General features: G+C 35.3%; 15 protein-coding genes. 6 read left to right on the forward strand and 9 right to left on the reverse strand.

Annotated elements, in window-relative coordinates; all coding sequences use genetic code 11:
* On the forward strand, positions 1-923 hold a 923-nt coding region (locus tag Q0L65_RS04145), incomplete at its 5' end, for an amino acid--tRNA ligase-related protein (RefSeq protein WP_296683792.1).
* A 56-nt stretch (positions 924-979) separates the two neighbouring features.
* Here the strand turns inward: Q0L65_RS04145 and Q0L65_RS04150 are convergent.
* The 4 genes from Q0L65_RS04150 to Q0L65_RS04165 form a co-directional block, all read right to left on the reverse strand.
* On the reverse strand, positions 980-1,933 hold the full coding sequence (locus tag Q0L65_RS04150) for a transporter (RefSeq protein ID WP_296683795.1): 954 nt from the start codon (positions 1,931-1,933) through the stop codon (positions 980-982).
* 13 nt (positions 1,934-1,946) lie between these two features.
* A complete protein-coding gene (locus Q0L65_RS04155; RefSeq protein ID WP_296683797.1) occupies positions 1,947-2,987 on the reverse strand; it encodes a cytochrome c peroxidase in 1,041 nt (346 codons plus the stop codon).
* Between the two features lie 56 nt (positions 2,988-3,043).
* Positions 3,044-3,841: an MbnP family protein gene (locus tag Q0L65_RS04160; RefSeq protein WP_296683800.1), complete on the reverse strand. Its 798-nt coding sequence runs from the start codon at positions 3,839-3,841 to the stop codon at positions 3,044-3,046.
* Between the two features lie 125 nt (positions 3,842-3,966).
* The gene (locus Q0L65_RS04165) at positions 3,967-4,344 is read right to left on the reverse strand and encodes a hypothetical protein (protein ID WP_296683802.1); all 378 of its coding nucleotides are present in this window, start codon (positions 4,342-4,344) and stop codon (positions 3,967-3,969) included.
* 138 nt (positions 4,345-4,482) lie between these two features.
* Here Q0L65_RS04165 and Q0L65_RS04170 point away from each other — a divergent pair, with 138 nt between their 5' ends.
* On the forward strand, positions 4,483-5,094 hold the full coding sequence (locus Q0L65_RS04170; RefSeq protein ID WP_296683804.1) for a murein L,D-transpeptidase catalytic domain-containing protein: 612 nt from the start codon (positions 4,483-4,485) through the stop codon (positions 5,092-5,094).
* 102 nt (positions 5,095-5,196) lie between these two features.
* Positions 5,197-5,640 carry a hypothetical protein gene (locus tag Q0L65_RS04175; RefSeq protein WP_296683805.1) on the forward strand — a complete coding sequence of 148 codons (444 nt, stop codon included), beginning with the start codon at positions 5,197-5,199 and terminating at the stop codon, positions 5,638-5,640.
* A 239-nt stretch (positions 5,641-5,879) separates the two neighbouring features.
* Here the strand turns inward: Q0L65_RS04175 and hemL are convergent, their stop codons facing one another.
* Genes hemL through Q0L65_RS04190 form a run of 3 tightly spaced genes read right to left on the reverse strand, consistent with a single transcriptional unit; the run spans position 5,880 to position 8,878 of the window.
* Positions 5,880-7,166, reverse strand: a complete 1,287-nt coding sequence (gene hemL / locus Q0L65_RS04180; RefSeq protein WP_296683807.1) for a glutamate-1-semialdehyde 2,1-aminomutase — start codon at positions 7,164-7,166, stop codon at positions 5,880-5,882.
* Positions 7,167-7,185: 19 nt separating this feature from the next.
* Complete coding sequence (locus Q0L65_RS04185; protein WP_296683809.1) at positions 7,186-7,989, reverse strand: glucosaminidase domain-containing protein; 804 nt, start codon at positions 7,987-7,989, stop codon at positions 7,186-7,188.
* Complete coding sequence (locus Q0L65_RS04190) at positions 7,982-8,878, reverse strand: pyridoxal-phosphate dependent enzyme (RefSeq protein WP_296683811.1); 897 nt, start codon at positions 8,876-8,878, stop codon at positions 7,982-7,984. The genes Q0L65_RS04185 and Q0L65_RS04190 overlap by 8 nt, the downstream gene beginning before the upstream one ends.
* Before the next feature lie 104 nt (positions 8,879-8,982).
* Here Q0L65_RS04190 and Q0L65_RS04195 point away from each other — a divergent pair, with 104 nt between their 5' ends.
* The 3 genes from Q0L65_RS04195 (at position 8,983) to ilvA (ending at position 11,105) form a co-directional block, all read left to right on the forward strand.
* Positions 8,983-9,162, forward strand: a complete 180-nt coding sequence (locus Q0L65_RS04195) for a DUF5522 domain-containing protein (protein ID WP_296683814.1) — start codon at positions 8,983-8,985, stop codon at positions 9,160-9,162.
* Positions 9,163-9,228: 66 nt separating this feature from the next.
* On the forward strand, positions 9,229-9,768 hold the full coding sequence (locus Q0L65_RS04200) for a DUF4136 domain-containing protein (RefSeq protein WP_296683821.1): 540 nt from the start codon (positions 9,229-9,231) through the stop codon (positions 9,766-9,768).
* A gap of 92 nt (positions 9,769-9,860) precedes the next feature.
* Positions 9,861-11,105, forward strand: a complete 1,245-nt coding sequence (gene ilvA / locus Q0L65_RS04205) for a threonine ammonia-lyase IlvA (protein WP_296683816.1) — start codon at positions 9,861-9,863, stop codon at positions 11,103-11,105.
* 186 nt (positions 11,106-11,291) lie between these two features.
* Here the strand turns inward: ilvA and Q0L65_RS04210 are convergent, their stop codons facing one another.
* Positions 11,292-12,245: a GSCFA domain-containing protein gene (locus tag Q0L65_RS04210; RefSeq protein WP_296683818.1), complete on the reverse strand. Its 954-nt coding sequence runs from the start codon at positions 12,243-12,245 to the stop codon at positions 11,292-11,294.
* Between the two features lie 270 nt (positions 12,246-12,515).
* A partial coding sequence (alaS, locus tag Q0L65_RS04215; protein WP_296683820.1) for an alanine--tRNA ligase occupies positions 12,516-14,990 on the reverse strand: 2,475 nt, incomplete at its 5' end.

Below are 14,990 nucleotides of genomic sequence, written 5' to 3' on the forward strand. Positions count from 1 at the left end.
TGGACAGAACACACAACCCAGAATTTACCGCTATGGAAATATATGTAGCCTACAAAGACTACAACTGGATGATGAACTTTACCGAAAACCTGCTAGAGCATTGCGCTATTGGGGTTAACGGAACTAGCGAAGTGACTTTTGGCGAACACAAAATCAATTTCAAAGCACCTTATGCTCGTGTTACGATGACTGATTCTATCAAACACTTTACAGGTTTTGATATTTCTGGCAAATCAGAAGCGGAATTGTTTGCTGCTGCTAAAGGAATGGGAATTGATGTGGACGAAACCATGGGTAAAGGAAAATTGATTGACGAAATTTTTGGCGCTAAATGCGAAGGAAATTACATTCAACCTACTTTCATCACGGATTATCCAAAAGAAATGAGTCCGCTTTGTAAACAACACCGCGACAATCCAGAACTAACCGAACGTTTTGAATTGATGGTGTGCGGAAAAGAAGTAGCCAATGCCTACTCTGAATTGAATGACCCAATTGACCAAAGAGAACGTTTTGAAGACCAAATGCGTTTGGCTGAAAAAGGTGATGATGAAGCGAATGGCGTTATCGACGAAGATTTCTTGCGCGCTTTAGAATACGGTATGCCGCCAACCTCTGGTTTAGGAATTGGAATGGATCGTTTGATGATGTTCTTGACTAATAATGCTTCGATTCAAGAAGTGTTGTTCTTCCCGCAAATGCGACCAGAGAAAAAACAAGTTCAAATCGAATTGACTGATGAAGAGAAATTAGTAGTTGACTTGTTGAAAGCCAACAACAACCAAATGGATTTAGGAGAATTGAAAGCCAAATCAGAATTGAGCGGTAAAAAATGGGATGCCGCTACTAAAGGCTTATCACAACACAAACTCATCAAAGTGAGTGTCGCTGGCGAAAGTAAAATAATGGAATTGATTGGGTAAATTAATTCTACAATGATGAAAAAAAAGGAGCTTCAATCGAAGCTCCTTTTTTAGTTTTATAACGAATAATTCAAATTAATACTCCAGCGGTAATTAGCCTCGACATTGCCTCCTGTTAAATTTTGCTGAATGGGTAACATCGCATTGGCACCCAAAGAAAAAGCATTGCGACCTACCTCAAAACCCAGTTTTCCAAACAAAGCGTTTCCTGCCGTTTTAGGCAATTTTTGACCGTGTTGATAATTGCTTTCATAGGTTTCTCCAGCAATTCCTAACTGTGGAGCAAAAGAAAAAGTATCTTTTTCATACAGATAGAAAAGCGTAGCCGCATAATTCAATTGGTTACCAAAACGATAATTTTTTTGATTTTCTGTTTTAATGACATAATTCAACATCGCACTCAACCCAAATTGTTTTCTTCTTACAATATATTCGGTGGCTAAAAGGTAATCCCAACTACCCGTTCCTAGCTGAAAACTTGGATTGACAGTCCCTGAATTGGCTTCGTTAAATGTACCGGTTGGCATTTTCAATCCACCGCCCATTTGCAAAGTGTGTACTAAAAAAGTACTGTCTTTGTGAGTTTGGTACAAACTATACATCACTAAAAGGGTAATATCCCCAAGTCCACTAATCGCCTGATTACCTATTGCAGTTGCTCTATTATGAGAATGATACGGAATCAAAACTGAAACTTGAAAGTTCTCCTTTACAGGAATTCTTGCCCAGACTTGAGTGGTATTAAAATTTTCGGTGTACCAAAGCGAATTGCTATACAAACCATCCGTAGATTTATAATTTTGATTGAAATAGCGAATTCCAATAAAGTTAGAATTTAACATCGAAGCAAAGCCCATACTTCCGCCGCTAGCAGAGCAGCCACACGCATCGCAATCCTCTTCCAGAAAATTATAAAATTTTGCAAACGGATTTCTAAACTGTAAACTATCTTTTTCTGTAGCATTTGCCAATTGAAAAAGTAAGATAAAAAAGAGTGTTATTTTTTTCATTTTTAAAATAAAATTAATATTCAGAAAAACGTTTATCTGTCAAATACTGAGTATCGGTTAACGTTTTCAAAAAGGCAATCAATTGCGTTTTTTCAACAGTAGTTAATGCAATTCCTAATCTTCCATTACTTCTCAGAATTGGGTCAAGTGTCGTCGAATTTTCCACCCCAGAGTTATAGTGTTCCAAAACCCCTTCTAGCGTAAGAAAACGACCGTCATGCATATAAGGCGCTGTTTTTTCGACATTACGTAAACTTGGCACTTTAAACTTATGTAAGTCTTGAGCCAGTTGCGAAACACGAAAACGACCTACATCATTAATCAAAGGATTTACTGGTAAACCATTATTTCGAAATGAATTATCAGTCAATAAATCGGTGGCGTGACAAGTCGCACATTTTTGATTGAAAACAGCATATCCATCCAACTCTTGTTGGGATAAAGTTCCGCCCGTTTCATTGCGTCGGTATTTATCAAATCGAGAATTGGACGAAGTCACCATTACCATAAATTGCCCTAATGCTTTGAGCATATTTTCGGAATTGATTTGCCCATCGGCGAAAGCCAATTGGAATAATTTTCTATACTCAGCATCTCCTTTCATCATCGCAATAGCTTTACTAAAATCGCCATTCATTTCTATAGGACTTGTAAATGGAATAATGGGCTGCAAATCCAAATGAGTCGTAGCTCCATCGTACATAAAACTCGTTTGATAGCCTAAATTCTGAATTGAAGGTGTATTTCGAGTTCCAATAGCATCATTTACTCCATGACTCAAGGAATGTCCGTGATGTGTAAACGCATCCTCTTGTATGTGACAAAATCCACATGAAACGATACCGTCTGAAGCCAAACGTCCTTCATAAAAAAGCTTTTTACCTAGTTCAAATCCTTTTTGAGTGGGCGGATTATTTGTTAAATCATAAGCCAGTGGCGGAAAATTTGATGGCACTTTGAACTCCAATGGAATATTTTGATACACATCGTCTTGATCATTGGAACAACTCCACAAAAAAGGCAAAATGAGGAACAATTTCAGTTTTGTTTTCATTTTTTAAGATATTTAAGCGGTTAGCAGCAGAAGTACCAACCGCTTTTATATTGAATTTAATCGTTGTGAACGTGTTCTACACTAAACATACTCGGTAAGTTTGCCGTGATTAAAGGAAGTTTTGCTCCACTCATAATCATTGCTCCCATTCCCATAGCATTACTCTCTGTTAAGCTAATTTTATTGGCCCCATCTAACACTTTTGAAATATCAGCCATAATATGAATTTGTGGAGTAATCGTTGTTCTTACCAATGCATTTGTTGGCAAATCCAATGTAACTGTAGTATAATTATAATCTGTTCCTGTTTGTCCTGTATGTACCATAAAACTAGTTGTTGAAGTTACTGTTGACGAGATAAAAGTTCCTTCGAAAGCCAAAAATTTATATCCTGCTGACCAAGACCACATCATACCAGTGGTTTGGGCTAATGCTAGAAAATCACCTTGCCCCGTAACTCCCGCTTCCCACTGAGTTTTATCTACCCCAATACCGAAACTAACCTTAGTATAATTAGCCGCCGGAATATTGGGAAGATTCAATAAAGCACTAGCCACAGTAGCCTCATCTACTATAAAATAACGCTGTGCTTTTGGAACAACATAAGTGGTTCCATCTGCTTTAGTCAGCACAATATTACTTACAATATATTTGAGCTTATTAATTTTGATTACTTCTCCATTAGAATTAGTGTAAGGTGTATCAAAAGCTAAATTATTAGTAGTGTACACATTGTCAAATTCTAGTTTGAGATTTCCTTCTCCTGTAATTACTTCGTCATTTTTATCTGTACAAGAAAACAAAGCAAATACGATAGCCATAACAGCTATACTATTCTTAAATTGAAATTTCATTTTTTAAATTTTATATATAATAAATATCATAAGCATACTTTTAATTTAGACCATTCTAAAAAAAGCATACAAGAATTGATTCGCCTATAAAACGAATCAAAAAGCGCAAAAATGCGTTACAAAATTTAAGAAATAAATGTAGGCGGATGAAATACTGAATTGGCATCCAAATACGAATACAAATTCAAATAGGAAGGATTGATTTTAGTCTTAGGTTGAAAACCAAAAGAAACTATTGAAAACAGGTTAATTTCTTTGAAAAATAATACTTCTTGGATCGAAGTATTTTCTTTTTTATCTGAAGATTTAGGATTTTCTGTCTCAGCGGCTTTGGCCAATTCTTTCATTAAATGGCACTTTCCATTACAATGCATCATGGGTTTTGCCTTGTTTTCACAAAGAACTTTAGCAATATATTCATAATTGACAACATAATCTATAACCGGAAATATCGGCTTTAGAAATAGACTAATGATTACTATGAATACTGTTTTTTTCACCATCCAAAAATAGGGAATTTTCAGCACTTTACAAAACGGAGTACAGTCTCAAAAAAATAAAACACTAAAAATCAAATCATTAACAAATAAATCCATAACTTTGTAGTAACCAGAGTTTTAATCCAAAATTTAAGATCTACAATGAAAAAAATTATTTTCGGAGTATTTGTAATAGCTTTAATCTTGTCTAGTTTTAAACCTAGACCGAGTGTCGCCTCAATCGATTCTCCTTTGGATATTGTAACAGAAAAAAAAGTATTCGACAGAGCAAATGCTATTAAAAATTTTGTAGAAAAGACGCCTAATTACAATACTGACATTACTTTTTTAATTGACATGAAAATTATGTCTGGAAAGAACCGATTTTTCATTTACAACTTAAAAACAAACAGCATTATAGACCAAGGATTAGTTGCTCACGGATTGGGTTCTGAAACCGGAACAATGGGTCAACTTAAATTTAGCAATACTCCTAACTCTTATTGTACTTCGTTAGGAAAATATGCCATTGGGAAAAGTTATTTTGGAGAATTTGGGAAAGCCTACAAATTATTTGGATTAGAACCTACTAACAACAATGCTTTTCAACGCAATATTGTACTTCATAAATACGATAAAATGCCTTATGAAGAACAAACCAGTCCAATTTGCCAGAGCTTAGGTTGCCCAATGGTAAATGAAGCGTTTTACAAAAGAATAGAAAAATTCATTGACAACTCTAAAAGCAAAATAATTTTAGAAATTTACTACTAATCCACAACCTCCTTATAATCTGATAAATACTAATTTTTTATTAAGAGTTAAACCTTTTTACTATCAAAAAGTCTTACCCTCATAACTTTAAAAATTATAACCATGAAAAAAGTATTTATTGTAGCTATTTTAGCTCTTAGCCTAAACAGTTTTGCCCAAGACCGAAAAGAAAAACATTCGAGAGGAGAAATGGAACAAATGACTCCGGAACAACGCAACCAATTGATGGTTAAAAAAATGACCTTAGAATTAGACTTGAATGCCAAGCAACAAGAACAAGTAGGTAAAATTATGGAGGAACAAAGCGCCAAAAGAAAAGCTATGAAAGCCGAACGAAAAGCCAAAATGGAAGATGCAAAAGCAGATCGTTTTGAAATGGCTAACAAAATGTTAGACGATCAAATTGAAATGAAGAACAAAATGAAAAGTATTTTATCAGCTGATCAGTATACAAAATGGGAATCTCAAAGAGAAAAAAATAGAGAGAAAATGGGTGAAAGAATGGAAAGATGGAAAGAAAAACACAAAGGTGAAAAAAGAGATTAATTCAAACAAAAACTTCCGGCCATAAACCGGAAGTTTTTGTTTGAATAAACCTGTTGGGTGTAATTATTTAAAAACGTCAATTCGAGTGTTTTTTGTGTAGTGAAATGAAACAAAAAATGTATCGAGAATCGTTTTTAATGAAATTTTACTTGTTCTCGATACAATTTTCTTTCGAAAATTACTCGAACTGACGTAAAATTATCATCAAAAACTAATTACACCCAACGGGTTTAAATAAGTTATAATGTTTTAGATACTTTATCAATTGCCTGAATGGTAACATCTAAATCCTCATAAGTCAATGCATCAGTAATGAACCACGTTTCATAAGCCGATGGGGCAATGTAAATTCCTTCTTGCAACAAGCCATGAAAAAATTTCTTAAAGGTTTCATTATCGCCTTTTGCAGCGGATTGAAAGTCAACTACTGGATTCGCATCAAAGTGAACTGAAATCATAGAACCCACTCGGTTAATTGTAAAAACAACATTGTTGGCGGTTAAAACACGATGAATTCCTGCTTCTAAATAAGCTGTTTTTTCTTCCAATCGTTGAAAAATAGCAGCATCATCATTCAAAGCTTGTAACATGGCTAATCCAGCTGCCATAGCCAATGGATTTCCAGATAAAGTTCCAGCTTGGTACACTGGCCCTAAAGGTGCCAAATGATTCATAATTGCTGATCGAGCAGCAAATGCACCCACTGGCAAACCGCCTCCGATCACTTTTCCGAAACAAACAATATCTGCTTGGATTCCAAATAACTCTTGAACTCCACCTTTTGCCAAACGAAAACCAGTCATTACTTCGTCAAAAATTAACTGAATTCCATTATCCGTACACAATTGGCGTAAGCCCTCTAAAAATCCTTTTTGTGGAGGAATACACCCCATATTTCCCGCTACTGGCTCCACAATAATGGCTGCAATTTCATTTTTATTGGCTTCAATTAAAGTAGCTACATTTTCTAAATCATTGTATCTTGCCAACAACGTATCTTTTGCTGTACCTGCAGTTACACCCGGACTATTAGGTGCCCCAAAAGTAATAGCACCACTACCGGCTTGAATCAAAAACGAATCAGAATGACCGTGGTAACAACCTGCAAATTTGATAATTTTGTCTCTTTTAGTATACCCGCGCGCTAATCGAATGGCACTCATACACGCTTCTGTTCCTGAATTCACAAAACGGATTTTATCAATATTCGGCACCATTGCAACAGCTAAAGCCGCAATTTGTGTTTCTAATTCGGTTGGCATTCCAAAAGAAGTTCCTAATTTGGCTTTAGCTACCACTGCTTCTACAACAGGCTCAAAAGCATGTCCCAACACCATTGGCCCCCAAGAATTAATATAATCAATCAATCGGTTGCCGTCTTCATCATACAAATAAGCCCCTTTGGCGCTTTTTACAAAAATAGGTGTTCCTCCTACTGCTTTGAAGGCTCTAACTGGTGAATTCACACCTCCCGGAATTACTTTTTCGGCTTCAGCAAACAGCTGACTGCTTCTTTGGTATATCATTGTTATTCTATTTTAATAGTTACTTTAAGCGAAGTTTTTGCCCCACATAAAGCGTGTTATCTATCATGTTATTTTTTTGTTTTACGTCTTCTAAATTCAAATTGAATTTTTTTGCAATAGAAAACAATGTATCTCCCTTTTGCACTTCATAATCCCCTTGAGATTGATTTTCAGCCAAAACAGGAGTTTCTATTTTCTTTTTATTAATTACATATTTTTTACCTAAAACCTGACTATCATACTGATACAACTCATAGCGTTCTATGTACGCGATTAATTTTTCAGGATAACTAGGGTCTGTTGCATAACCTGCTAAACGCAATCCCTTTGCCCAAGCTTCATAATCGTCTTTGGGTAAATCAAACAAACTCGCATAGCGATTTCTACCAGTCAAAAATGTAGCGTGATCTTTAAATGACTCCGCTGGATCATTGTATTTTCTAAAACACTCTTGTGCTGCATCGTCGTCTTTCAAAACGGTTTCACCCGTCCAATCATTATGACATTTGATTCCGAAATGATTATTAGCCGTCATAGCTAAAGTACCTCTACCCGCTCCCGATTCTAAAATTCCTTGTGCCAAAATAATACTGGCAGGGATGCCATAATTTTTCATGTTATTCATGGCAACCTCTTTGTAATTGGCAATATAATCATTGACCACCACACTTGTAGAAGCAGGTTTTGAAGATGATGATCCCGTATTTTTCTTGTATTTACTTGAATTGTATCGGTCGTCTTTTTTAGTCACAATCACCGATTTTTTGGCGTGGCAACCTACTAACAGAAATAACACTACAACTAGTACACTCTTTTTAATCATGAGTATTTATTGTTGGTAAACCTTTATTTTTTAATTTTAAATTCATTCCTTGAATCCCTTGAAGTCCACCGGTATGAATTACTAAAATCTTAGAGTTTTCAGGAAAATAATTCTTTTCTATTAAATCTACTATCCCAAAAACCATTTTCCCTGTATAAACAGGATCTAACGGAATTTGAGTTTGTTCGAAAAACCAATTGATAAATTCAACCAAGTCCGAATTTATTTTTCCATATCCTCCAAAATGATAATCGGTAATCAATTCCCAATTTTCATTTTGCACAAAATTACGAATTTCATCTTGTAAAAAGTCGCCTTTTAGTGCAGGAAATCCTAAAACTTTTTGATGGGGTAATGCACTATTTATTATCCCCGAAATAGTCCCACCCGTTCCAATAGCACAACCTATATAATCGAAGTCTACATCTTCATTAGTTAGAATTTCTTCGCAACCCTTGATAGCAAGCGCATTCGTTCCTCCTTCGGGAATTAGATAAAACGAACCGAATTTTTTTTCCAATTGTTCCAAAAAAGGCAATTCCGTTTTCAAACGATAGTCTTCTCTTGAAACAAACTCCAACTGCATGCGGCATTCTTGGGCAAATTTTAAAGTAGGATTACTTTCTATTTTGGTTACCAATTCTTCGCCCCGAATAATTCCAATCGTCTGGAAACCATGCTCTTTACCCGCATACGCCACTGCTGCAATATGATTAGAAAATGCACCTCCAAAAGTCAACAAACAACTTTGATTTTCGGTTTTTGCTTGAAGCAAATTATACTTCAATTTTCTGAACTTATTTCCAGAAACAAAAGGATGAATCAAGTCTTCTCGTTTAATAACAAGTGAAATCCCTTTAGGAAAATGAATAACAACCGATTGATTCAATGAAGATTAGTATAAAATGTTAAATATTTAGTAAGGAATACGAATACCCGCTATTAAATTTCTAAATTTGTTAGAGAACAAGTTACTGTTCTTAAAAATGATTTATGAATAGGCAAAGTAATGAAAATAAATTAACAGAAGACGAAGATTTCTACTATACTCCTGAAGGGTATAAATGTTTTACAGAAAAATTCCATCTCAAACGTGGGTATTGCTGTAAAAGTGGTTGTCGTCATTGTCCCTATGGTTTTGATAAAAAAACCAATACCATTCGAAAAAAATAAAGTTTAGGCATATTAATTGATTACTAAAATAGAACTCAATTTCCAACTCTTAAAATTTTAAAAATGATGAAAGCAATTCAACTCTTATTCGCATCCCTACTTTTTACAATGGTTTCCTGTGGTTCTATGGTCAGTGTTAATGCTGATTACGACAAAAAGGTAGATTTTTCAGTTTACAAAACCTTCGCCTACTATAAAACAGGCATTGATAAACTAGAGATTTCTGATTTAGACAAACGCAGAATCTTGAATGCTATTGACCAACAAATGCTCGCTAAAGGTTTTACCAAAAGTGACAATCCTGATTTATTGATTAATCTTTTTACTAAATCAAGAGAACAAGTAAATGTGAACCAATTCAATGCGGGTTGGGGTTACGGCTGGGGTTGGGGATGGAATCCTTATATGATGGGAGGCCGACAAACTACAGTAACTACTTCTACCGAAGGTACTTTGTACATTGATTTTATAGATGCTAAAAAGAAAGAAATGATTTGGCAAGGTGAAGGAACTGGAATACTTACCAAGGATACTAACCGAAAAGAAGAACGAATTAATGAGTTCGTCACCCAAATATTATCTCAATACCCTCCAACTAAAAAATAAAAGCAAAAACCTCCCTCAAAGGAGGTTTTTTTATTAAAAACACAAACAACCGAAAGAAACAAATCGTATTTTTGAATTAAAATTAATAAAATATGAATCTTTTTAAGGAAGCCATAATCGCCAAAAATCAGTTACAAGGTGTTGTTTCTCCAACTCCATTGACCGAAAACACGAATCTTTCTAATGAATTTGACGCCACAATTTTATTAAAAAGAGAAGATTTACATATTGTGCGTTCTTATAAAATTAGAGGAGCCTACAACAAGATAAGCTCTTTAACTGACTCTGAAAAACAACAAGGAATCGTTTGTGCAAGTGCCGGAAACCATGCACAAGGAGTCGCTTTTTCTTGTAATTTACTGCAAATAAAGGGCAAAATCTACATGCCTAAAACTACTCCAAAACAAAAAATTAAACAAGTTCAATTATTCGGAAAATCATTTGTAGAAATTGAACTAATTGGAGATACTTTTGATGACGCTTACGCCAAAGCAGTCGCTGATGCAAAAGAAAATAACAAAATATTCATTCACCCCTTTGACGATCTAAAGGTAATTGCTGGTCAAGCTACCGTTGGTTTAGAAATTTTAGAATCGTATCACCCACCTATCGACTATGTTTTTGTTCCAATTGGTGGCGGTGGTTTAGCTGCTGGATTGTCAACCGTTTTTAAAGAATTAAGTCCAAATACTAAAATTATCGGAGTTGAACCAGAAGGCGCACCTACCATGAAAACAGCCATAGCTGCTGGAAATAACGCACCTCTTGAAACCATTGACAAGTTTGTGGATGGAGCTGCTGTGAAACAAGTAGGAAATCTTACTTTTGAAATTTGCCGACATCTTTTAGACGATATCATTCTGGTGCCAGAAGGTAAAGTATGTACTACTATTTTACGTTTGTACAATGAAGAAGCCATGGTGGTAGAACCCGCAGGAGCTTTAACCATTGCTGCTTTGGATTTTTACAAAGATAAAATCAAAGGTAAAACAGTCGCTTGCATTGTCAGTGGAAGTAATAACGATATTGAACGTACCGCCGAGATCAAAGAACGTTCTCTTTTGTACGAAGGATTGATGCATTACTTTATCATTCAATTTCCTCAAAGACCTGGTTCACTAAAAGAATTTGTGAACGAAATTCTAGGGCCTGATGATGACATTACCTATTTTCAATTTACCAAAAAGAACAATCGCGAATCGGCTCCTGTCGTGGTTGGCTTAGAATTGAAAAATAAAAATGACATTCACGCCATTAAAACAAAAATGACCGAAAGAGGTTTTCAATACAACTACATCAATGAAAAACAAGATTTATTCAATCAATTAATTGGATAATTTAATCGACTATTAGCATTTTTAGTTTTTGATTAAGATTTTACGTCAGTTCGAGTGATTTTCGCTAGAAAATAATATCGAGAACAAGAAAATTTTTCATCAAAAACGATTCTCGATACATTTTTTGTTTCGTTTCACTTCACAAAAAACACTCGAACTGACGTTTTAATAATTTCACTTTATAACTTAAAACTGCATAAAAGGATAGTTTTCTTGTAATTTCTTGATTTTTTCTTGCAATTTGAATTGGAACTTTTGGTGACTTTCAGAAATTGAATTGAAAGGCTTGTGCAACAAGCTTTTCTGAATTGCATCTACTTCATCTAAGACAGAAGCTACAGTTTGTGAAATTGTAGTAGCTCTAAAACGTTGCCAGATATAATCAATCGCCATCGTACTTGGATGCAATAAATCATCTCCATAAAAACGGTAATCCCGTAATTCGTCCATTACAATTTCGTATGCTGGAAAATAATTAGCATGATCCAATTGATGCTCTGAGAGTAAACTTTGCAAGGCCGAAATCAAATGCGCTTTGCTTCGTTGATTTTCTACGAAACCATCTTTGATATGTCGCACAGGAGAAATCGTAAATACAAAAGCACAATTGGAATTCAATTGCCGAATCGCATCTACCGTATTTTGAATGGAAGCTTCAATGGTGGGGACCGATAAAATATGTTTGTCAAAATGCGATTGAGCCATTTTATGACAATTAGCCACAACAGCTCCTCTATTTTTTTCTCGATATACCCATGAAGTCCCGTAAGTAATTAAAATATGGGTTGCTTCTTTAATTTTTAGGTGTGTTAATTCAACCAAAGCATTGAGACTATCTAAAAATTCTTGCTTATTGCCCGAACTCAAATCAGAATGTACTTCGTAACAATGAAACCGTTCGTTATGAAAAAAGACATCCTCCTCTGTAAATTTCTTTTGATTCACCGCCCTTACAACTAATTTCTCAATCGAAACAGGATTAAAAATAATTCCAAACGGATTGGTTGTATTTTGGAACTTAAAATAATTCATTTTTTCTCCCATATTCACAGCAAAACAAGATCCTAAAGACACTATCTTAGCATTGTAGTCTATAGGATGCTTCGAATTGGGAATGGGTACGGGAGTGGTAAACTTCATTTTCTTTACTTATGTCTAATAAAAATTAAACTTATTGATTACTATTTTTTGCCACAGATTCCACGGATTTTATCCGTTAAAATCAGTCTAATCCGTATAATCAGTGGCTGATTTTAAAATTTAACTTAAACCCACAATGATTATACTAGTTACAAATTACACCTTTTTTAAAAATAATTAGGCGGTATTTTAGTTAAATTTTCTATTCTATAAAAAAGCCCTTAAAAAGTAGACTACTTCAAAAGGGCTTTAATTAAATTGTAGGTCTTATTATTTTATAAAATCGACGGCTTTGGTTAAGGCCTCAGCAATTCCAGCAACATTCTTTCCACCAGCGGTAGCAAAGAACGCCTGTCCTCCTCCTCCTCCTTGAATATACTTCCCTAATTCACGAACTACTTGTCCTGCATTTAGGTTTTTGGCAGCTACTAATTCTTTAGAGATATAGCAGGTTAACATCGGTTTATCTTCTTCGGCTGTAGCCAAAACTAAAAATAAATTAGTTCCTAAATTCCCTAATTCATACGCCAAATCTTTAGCGCCTTCTGGATTCAAATCGACTTGTGTAGCCAAGAATTGAATACCATTTACCTCTTGTATTTGTGCAGCTAAACTTGCTTTCAAATTTTTCACTTTGTCTTTCATCAAAGCCTCAATTTGTTTTGCCAACTTAGCGTTTTCATCTTGCAAATTATGAACGGCTTTCAAAATATCTTGTGGATTTTTCAAAGCACCTTTAATCTCATTTAAAGTAGTTTCATACGAAGCAAAATGCGCTTTTACAGCATCACTTGTAATCGCTTCAATACGACGAATTCCAGCTGCCACCGCGCCTTCGGATATAATTTTAAAATGCCAGATTTCAGCCGTATTTTTTACGTGGATTCCACCGCATAACTCCATGCTTTCGCCAAATTTTATCGCACGAACGTTATCTCCATATTTCTCACCAAACAATGCCATAGCACCTTCGTCTAAGGCTTGTTGAATTGGAATACTTCTTCTTTCTATCAAAGGTAATTGTTCTTGAATACGAGCGTTAACAAAATCTTCTACCGCTTGCAATTCTTCGTCCGTCATTTTAGAAAAATGTGAAAAGTCAAAACGCAAGTAATTTGGATTAACCAAAGATCCTTTTTGCTCAACATGCGTTCCTAAAATACTTCTCAAGGCTTGGTGCATCAAATGCGTAGCCGAGTGATTGCGAGAAGACAAGGTTCTCAAATCGGTATTTACTTTTGCGACAAAGCTAGCCGTTACATTTTCAGGTAATTGCTTCGCCAAATGCAAAATCAAATTATTTTCTTTCTTGGTGTCAATGATTTCAATAGTCTCGTTAGCCGAAACTAGAGTTCCTTTATCTCCAACTTGTCCACCCCCTTCTGGATAAAACGGCGTACTATCTAAAACGATTTGGTACAAAACCCCATCTTTTTTACTATCAATTTTTCTGATTCTTGAAATTTTAACTTCATTTTCTGTTTGGTCGTAACCTACAAAAGTTTGCTTCGCCTGTTCGCTATCGCTCGAGTCTACATTTCCTTTATTTGGGTAAGTCCAATCTTCGGTAGAAACTTCTGAAGCAGCACGGGAACGTGATTTTTGCTCCTGCATCGCTTTTTCAAAACCAGCTTCGTCTAATTGATAGCCTCTTTCTCTTAAAATCAAAGCAGTTAAATCAATTGGAAATCCGAAAGTATCGTACAATTCAAACGCTTTTTCTCCTGAAATTTCAGTTCCAGCAGTTTGATTCATTACATTTTCCAATAACTGCAATCCTTGATCCAAGGTTCTTAAAAATGATGCTTCTTCTTCACGAATCACATTGGTAACCAAGGTTTGTTGTGATTTAATTTCAGGGAAAAACTCACTCATTTGGTTGGACAACACCGCGACCAACTCATAAATAAAAGGTTCTTTGGTATTTAAAAAAGTAAATCCGTAACGGATGGCACGACGCAAAATACGACGAATAACATAACCCGCACCGGTATTGGATGGCAATTGACCATCCGCAATAGCGAAAGCTACCGCACGAACGTGATCAGCCACCACACGGATAGCAATATTAGTTTTGTTTTGTTCTTCCGAAATGTTTTGAATTTCGTTTGAAGTATATTGTAAACCTGTAATTTGTTCTACTTTTTCAATTAGCGGTGAAAAAACATCGGTGTCGTAATTCGAAGTTTTTCCTTGTAATGCCATACACAAACGCTCAAATCCCATTCCGGTATCAACGTGTTGTGCTGGTAATTTTTCTAAAGAACCATCGGCTTTACGGTTGAATTCCATAAATACATTGTTCCAAATCTCCACCACTTGTGGATGATCATTGTTGACCAAACTTTTACCAGAAACTAACGCTTTCTCCTCTGCTGAACGCAAATCCACGTGGATTTCAGAACAAGGTCCGCAAGGCCCTTGGTCACCCATTTCCCAAAAATTGTCTTTTTTATTTCCTAAAATAATGCGGTCTTCATCAATCAATTCCTTCCATAAATCCCATGCCTCTTGGTCAAAAGGTACATTTTCTTCTGGATTTCCTTCAAAAACAGAAACGTACAAGTTTTCTTTTGGAATTTTATAGACTTCGGTCAATAATTCCCATGCCCAGTTGATGGCGTCTTTTTTGAAATAATCGCCAAAAGACCAGTTTCCTAACATTTCGAACATGGTGTGGTGGTAAGTATCAAAACCTACATCCTCTAAATCGTTATGTTTTCCTGAAACACGAAGACATTTTTG

This window comes from Flavobacterium sp., assembly GCF_024642105.1.
Classification (GTDB): domain Bacteria; phylum Bacteroidota; class Bacteroidia; order Flavobacteriales; family Flavobacteriaceae; genus Flavobacterium.

Excerpts from the sequence above, each read along its gene's own strand:
- Q0L65_RS04170 (WP_296683804.1), top strand. The coding sequence starts at position 4,483 with ATGAAAAAAATTATTTTCGGAGTATTTGTAATAGCTTTAATCTTGTCT.
- Q0L65_RS04160 (WP_296683800.1), bottom strand. The coding sequence starts at position 3,841 with ATGAAATTTCAATTTAAGAATAGTATAGCTGTTATGGCTATCGTATTT.
- Q0L65_RS04200 (WP_296683821.1), top strand. The coding sequence starts at position 9,229 with ATGAAAGCAATTCAACTCTTATTCGCATCCCTACTTTTTACAATGGTT.
- Q0L65_RS04185 (WP_296683809.1), bottom strand. The coding sequence starts at position 7,989 with ATGATTAAAAAGAGTGTACTAGTTGTAGTGTTATTTCTGTTAGTAGGT.
- hemL (WP_296683807.1), bottom strand. The coding sequence starts at position 7,166 with ATGATATACCAAAGAAGCAGTCAGCTGTTTGCTGAAGCCGAAAAAGTA.
- Q0L65_RS04155 (WP_296683797.1), bottom strand. The coding sequence starts at position 2,987 with ATGAAAACAAAACTGAAATTGTTCCTCATTTTGCCTTTTTTGTGGAGT.
- Q0L65_RS04195 (WP_296683814.1), top strand. The coding sequence starts at position 8,983 with ATGAATAGGCAAAGTAATGAAAATAAATTAACAGAAGACGAAGATTTC.
- Q0L65_RS04175 (WP_296683805.1), top strand. The coding sequence starts at position 5,197 with ATGAAAAAAGTATTTATTGTAGCTATTTTAGCTCTTAGCCTAAACAGT.
- Q0L65_RS04165 (WP_296683802.1), bottom strand. The coding sequence starts at position 4,344 with ATGGTGAAAAAAACAGTATTCATAGTAATCATTAGTCTATTTCTAAAG.
- Q0L65_RS04150 (WP_296683795.1), bottom strand. The coding sequence starts at position 1,933 with ATGAAAAAAATAACACTCTTTTTTATCTTACTTTTTCAATTGGCAAAT.
- ilvA (WP_296683816.1), top strand. The coding sequence starts at position 9,861 with ATGAATCTTTTTAAGGAAGCCATAATCGCCAAAAATCAGTTACAAGGT.
- Q0L65_RS04210 (WP_296683818.1), bottom strand. The coding sequence starts at position 12,245 with ATGAAGTTTACCACTCCCGTACCCATTCCCAATTCGAAGCATCCTATA.